Genomic DNA, 1,646 nt, shown 5'->3' with positions numbered 1-1,646 from the left:
CCGGTGCGGACGCGGGGCGCGCCCGCACCCAGACCCGACGCCGGCGCACCCGCATGCTGACCAGCAGACCACCGATGATCGCCACAGCCGCGACCAGCACCCAGCCCTTGAACGGATCGGACTTGGTCTGGAACGTGGCGAACTGGCGAACCCCGTCGACCTCCAGGGTCATCCCCCCGGGCAGACCTCTGATCGTCCGCTGCTCGGGATTGTTCAACGCGAGCACCTGCGCCACCCGTCCGGTGCCGATCGGGCCGTCTATGTGAAGCTGGCGCATGTCCCGGGTGTCCAGCGAGTAGATGTTCTGCGGCACACCCTCGTTGATGTGCAGGTTGCCGACGTAGCCGGTGAGCGTGAGGCCGGGGGCGTCCGCGGCCGGATGGGCCGAGATGTAACCGTGCGCCGGATCGAGCTGCGTGGTCGGAGTGAACACGCCGGTGAACGCCAGCTGCTGGGGCTCCCTGGTCGGCCCTGTCGGCGGGAGCCCGGTATCGCCGATCTTCAACGTGCAGGTGGACGCGAACATGGCGTCCCGTGGCGTACAGGGCTGGTAGCCCTCCCAGACGATGCTGCCGTCGCCGCTGCGCAGCACGAAGTGCGGAGCATAGCCGTGGCCGATCAGATACACCTTGGCGCTGCCGATCGCCAGCGGATGATTGACCTGGATGTCGGCCGTGCGGGTCCGACCGCCGAGATCGGTGGTGTAGACGACGTCGGCACGGAAGTCCGCCGGCTGCCCGTTGGGCTGGTAGGACGCGGTGAACTTCTCCAGCGTCAGGGAGAACGGCGCCAGGTCACCGACGGGGTCGACCAGCTTGCCCCGGCTGAACTGGTCGTAGGAGACCAGCGTGTTCGTGAAACCGTCACCCTGTATGACCAGGACAGTGCCCTGGTAGCCGAACCACGAGCCCAGCCCGACCCCGAGGAGCATCAGCACCAGCGCGATGTGGAAGACAAGGTTCCCGGTCTCGCGCAGATAGCCCTTTTCCGCGGCCACGGAGAAGTCCTGGCTGCCGTCGGGCCTGGTCGCGCCCTCGGGCGCGGCTCCGACCCGGAACCGCCGCCGCCGCAGGACCACCCGCGCCGCCTCGACCACCTCCCGGGGGCCCAGCGCACTGTCCCACGACCGGCCGCCGGCCAGCCGGCTCGGCCGGGCCGGCGCCCGCGGCGGCCGTCCCACCAGCGCCCTGGCATGCCAGCGGACCCTCGACGTCAGACAGCCGATCAGGGAGACGAACAGCAGCAGGTAGACCGCGGCGAACCAGGGTGCGCCGAAGACGTCGAAAGCTGACAGCCTGTCGAGGAACGGCGCGAGCGAAGGATGCTCCCGGAAGTACTCCCCGACCTTCAACGGGTTCAGCGACCGTTGCGGCAGCAGAGAACCGGGAACGGCCGCGAGCGCGAGCAGGAACAGCAGCAGCAGCGCCGTACGCATACTGGTCAACTGGTGCCAGGCGCGCCTCGCCGGGGCAGTGATCACCCGCAGGGAACGGGACACGCCGACAGCCCCGGTGGCGCCGCCGCCCGCGGCGCGCGGCGCGGATGATGCCATGGATGCGTGTTCCCGCACCTCATCGGGCACGGTCGTCAGCATCCCGGCCCCGCCGGAGACATCGGCTGGACCGGTCAAGCCAGCCGGGCCGGTC

Annotated in this window: 1 protein-coding gene; it reads right to left on the bottom strand. The window is 69.9% G+C overall.

Annotated elements, in window-relative coordinates; genetic code table 11:
- A partial coding sequence (gene resB / locus AC5LSR_RS15325) for a cytochrome c biogenesis protein ResB (protein WP_493468606.1) occupies positions 1-1,552 on the bottom strand: 1,552 nt, incomplete at its 3' end.
- Between the last annotated feature and the right edge of the window lie 94 nt (positions 1,553-1,646).

The organism is Protofrankia sp. CiP1_Cm_nod4 (genome assembly GCF_982290645.1).
The sequence above is the reverse complement of the archived record's forward strand: the minus strand, read 5'-3'. Positions and strand labels throughout refer to the sequence as shown.